Annotated in this window: 2 protein-coding genes and 1 pseudogene; 1 reads left to right on the top strand and 2 read right to left on the bottom strand. The window is 71.8% G+C overall.

Going from position 1 to position 3,176, the window contains the following annotated elements; translation table 11 throughout:
* Positions 1 to 59: 59 nt before the first annotated feature.
* Both AB0G02_RS32845 and AB0G02_RS32840 read right to left on the bottom strand, forming a co-directional pair.
* Entirely contained in the window at positions 60 to 929 is an 870-nt protein-coding gene (locus AB0G02_RS32845) for a hypothetical protein (protein ID WP_360802020.1), read from the bottom strand.
* A gap of 183 nt (positions 930 to 1,112) precedes the next feature.
* Complete coding sequence (locus AB0G02_RS32840) at positions 1,113 to 2,201, bottom strand: tetratricopeptide repeat protein (protein WP_360802017.1); 1,089 nt, start codon at positions 2,199 to 2,201, stop codon at positions 1,113 to 1,115.
* A gap of 446 nt (positions 2,202 to 2,647) precedes the next feature.
* Here AB0G02_RS32840 and AB0G02_RS32835 point away from each other — a divergent pair.
* Positions 2,648 to 3,176: pseudogene (locus AB0G02_RS32835) on the top strand (hypothetical protein); the annotation flags it as partial.

Genomic DNA, 3,176 nt, shown 5'->3' with positions numbered 1-3,176 from the left:
GTGCACGTCCTGGCGCCAGGCGTGGTCACGGAGAAACCGTTGCGTGCCAACGCGGGTGGTCAGCCGGTGCAGTTGGGGACCGCGGGGGTGCTGCCGACGCAGTTGTTCGCCGTGTTGGCGGTGATGGGGGAGTTGGTGGTGGTCATGGTTCCACCTTGGCGGTACACGCCTCCGGAGTTGCCCAGGCTCAACAGCGCGTGGTTGTTGGTGACGGCGGTCTGGGTGAGGGTGGTGGCGGTGGAGGCGATCGCTGAGATGCCGCCGCCGCGGCCGGCGTTGTTGCCGGTGATGAACAGCGGGCTGCCGGAGACGCCGGTGACGGTCAGCGTGCCGCGCAGTCCGTTGTAGATGCCGCCGCCGTCACCGAGCAGGGTGGTGTTGCCGGTCACCGGGCTGTTGGTGAACGTCGCGGCGGGTGCGGTGCCGGACGGGGTGTCGGCGTTGGCGAGGCCGCCGCCGTTGCCGGAGGCGGTGTTGCCGGTCAGGGTGCTGCCGGTGAGGGTGACCGCGCCGCGGTTGAGGATGCCGCCGCCGTCACCGAGCACGTTGCCGCGGGTGAACGCGACACCGGTGGTGAGGGTCAGGCGACCGGTCGGGCCGACTTCGGCGATCCGGAACGTTCCCAGGCCCAGCAGCGAGGAGTTGGTGACGGTGGCCGGACCGATCATCTCGATCGGGGTGGTGATCACCGGCAGCGCGTTGGACGCGCCACCGTGCGCGGTGGTCATGTTGTAGGTGCAGCCGCCCGCCAGGACGAGGGTGTCGGAGGTGGACGTGGAGTTGGCCAGGTTCACCGCCGCGACCAAGGCGTTCTCGCTGCACGCCACCGGGATGGTGATGGCCTGCGCCGCCGGCGTGAGGGCGATCAGGCCCCCGGTCACGGCGGTGGCGCCGAGCAGGGCTTTGACGGTGGTGCGGATGTGTCGCATGTGGACTTCGTTTCCTGGAACAGGATTGAGGGCGACCTGCGTGACGCGTCGGAACCGGTGTGCCCGTGCACCAGCGCGCTCCGAGTGGCGGTGCTCTTCGCCCGTGCAGAAGACCCCGGCTCGCGATCCACCTCTGTGATCAGTGCGGGAGGTGTCTCGCCACCGGGGTCCGGGGTAACGGGTTCAACCTATACCCTCGGCCGAACGATTGACCCCTCGTTCACCTGAATGGCCGTCGATGTCGCGGTGTTCGACCAGGTCGTCCCTCCGCCGCGGGTGCGGGACGAGGACGGCGGGGCGGAAGGCGCGGATCCGCTTCACCAGTGCGAGTGCGCCCGGGTGGCTGCGGCGCCGTGCCGCCTCGTCGCGCAGCGGGCGCAGCCGCTCGACCGCCCGGGTCGAGGTCAGCACCTCGCACCGGTCGACCGCTTCGTTGCCCAGTTCGACCGCCGCGTCCACCTGGTCGTCGAGCAGGTGGCAGACCGCGAAGGAGATGAGGCTGAACGCCCGGCTGCGCGCCATGCCGGGCCCGTAGCCGTCGACGGCGGTCGACAGCACGGCCGCCGCGAACTCCGCGTACCGGGGGTCCGCGGTCCGGGCCAGTTCGGTGTAGGCGATACCGGTGATCGCGGTGAAGTCGGTGGCGGTGAAGAACGCCGCCCAGGCGGGCACCGGCTCGTCCGATGCCCGCATGAACTCCTCCCGAGCACGGGCCAGAGACATCGCGACGTCGTCCGAACGCCCCATCCGAGCCTGCGCCCAAGCCCGGTTGGCGGAGATGACCGCCCCCGCCAACGCCGAACCTCCGGCCGCGGCGGCCCGTTCACCGAGCTGGAACTCGGTCATCGCCCGCCCGACGTCGTTGTGGTGCAACGACAACCGCCCCAGCCGGTAGTAGACGTTGGACGCCAGCGACGTGTGGTCGCCCCGCGCCGCCACGGTCAGCGCCGTGCGGAAGTGCCCCGCCGCCGCGTCCGTCAACCCGGTGTCGAAGCAGGACCAGCCCGCCAGGTTGTGCAGGTCGGCCACGGCGGCGCGCAGCTGCCCGGATACGTCGTCGGCGCAGGGCCGGCCGAGCAGCGCCAGGGCGGACGGCAGGAGCGACACCGCGGCATCGCGGCAGCGGCCTCCGCCGTAGCGGTAGTCGAGTGCGCGGAGGCGGGCGGTGAACACCACCACGGAGTCCACGTCGGCCATGACGACCCGTCCCCGCACGTTCCACGGCCGATCGGGGCCCGGGTCCTCGGTGGGCGTCGGGCTTTCGGGCTGCATCACAGGACCTCCGGCGGTCGCCAACGCGACGGTGGTCCACCGGGGTCCGGGGCGAACAACCATGATCACCCAGTGTTCCACACCCGCTCGACGGGCGCGTCGCACCACCGAAGGGGTCGGAATGGCGCACTTGGTCCGCGAACCCAAGACCTGGTGATCGGGTGATCCGCGGTGATCGCCCCTGGACGCTGGGAACAACGGGGGACGACCCTCCCAGTGCGGCTCCACTCGCATCCGGGGGAGTGGCCGGCGCGTTCGGGTGGCCGTCGCCGTCGGCCCTTCCGCTCGCCCGTGGCGGACGCGCACGCTGAGCCGTCGAGGGTGTTGGTCGTTCCGGTGCTCTCGTTCAACGGCACCGGACACGTGACCCAGGACCCCGGTCATCCGATCACCCCCCGCGGGTCCGCGGCATCGGCTCGGACCCACCTCACGGGTGGAGAATGATCATGAAATCAACGATGCGCGCCGGCACGGCCGGCCGCCTGGGTCGTGTCCTGGTCGGGTTCGGCACGGTGGCCGGTTTCGCCTTGGCGGCGCCGGGCACGGCCTTCGCACTCCCCGCCGGGTGCACCCAGACCGGCAACAACTTCGTCTGCACCGCGGGCATCCCCGCCGGTGACGTCCTCACCGGCACCGCCGCCGACAACGTCATCACCATCACCGGCGGACCGGTCAACGGGACCGTCAACGCGCTCGCCGGCAACGACACCGTCAACGTCACCGGAGTCGCGGGTGTCGCGGGCGCGAACGGCGCCCCGGGTGCGAACGGCACCGCGGGCACCCCGGCCGGCAGCGCCGGTGGCAACGGCGGCGTCGGCACCGGCGGCGGTGTCGCCGTGGGTGGCACCGGGATCATCGACGGCGGCGTTGGCGCCGACAGGATCACCGTCACCGGTGGTGCGGGCGGCAACGGTGGCAACGGCGGCAACGGCGGTACCGGTCTCAACAGCGGCGCCGGTGGCGCCGGTGGCAACG

This window comes from Actinosynnema sp. NPDC023658 (assembly GCF_040639995.1).
In the GTDB taxonomy this organism is placed as follows: Bacteria; Actinomycetota; Actinomycetes; order Mycobacteriales; family Pseudonocardiaceae; genus Actinosynnema.
Note: the sequence above shows the minus strand (reverse complement) of the source record. Positions and strands in the feature narration are given on the sequence as shown.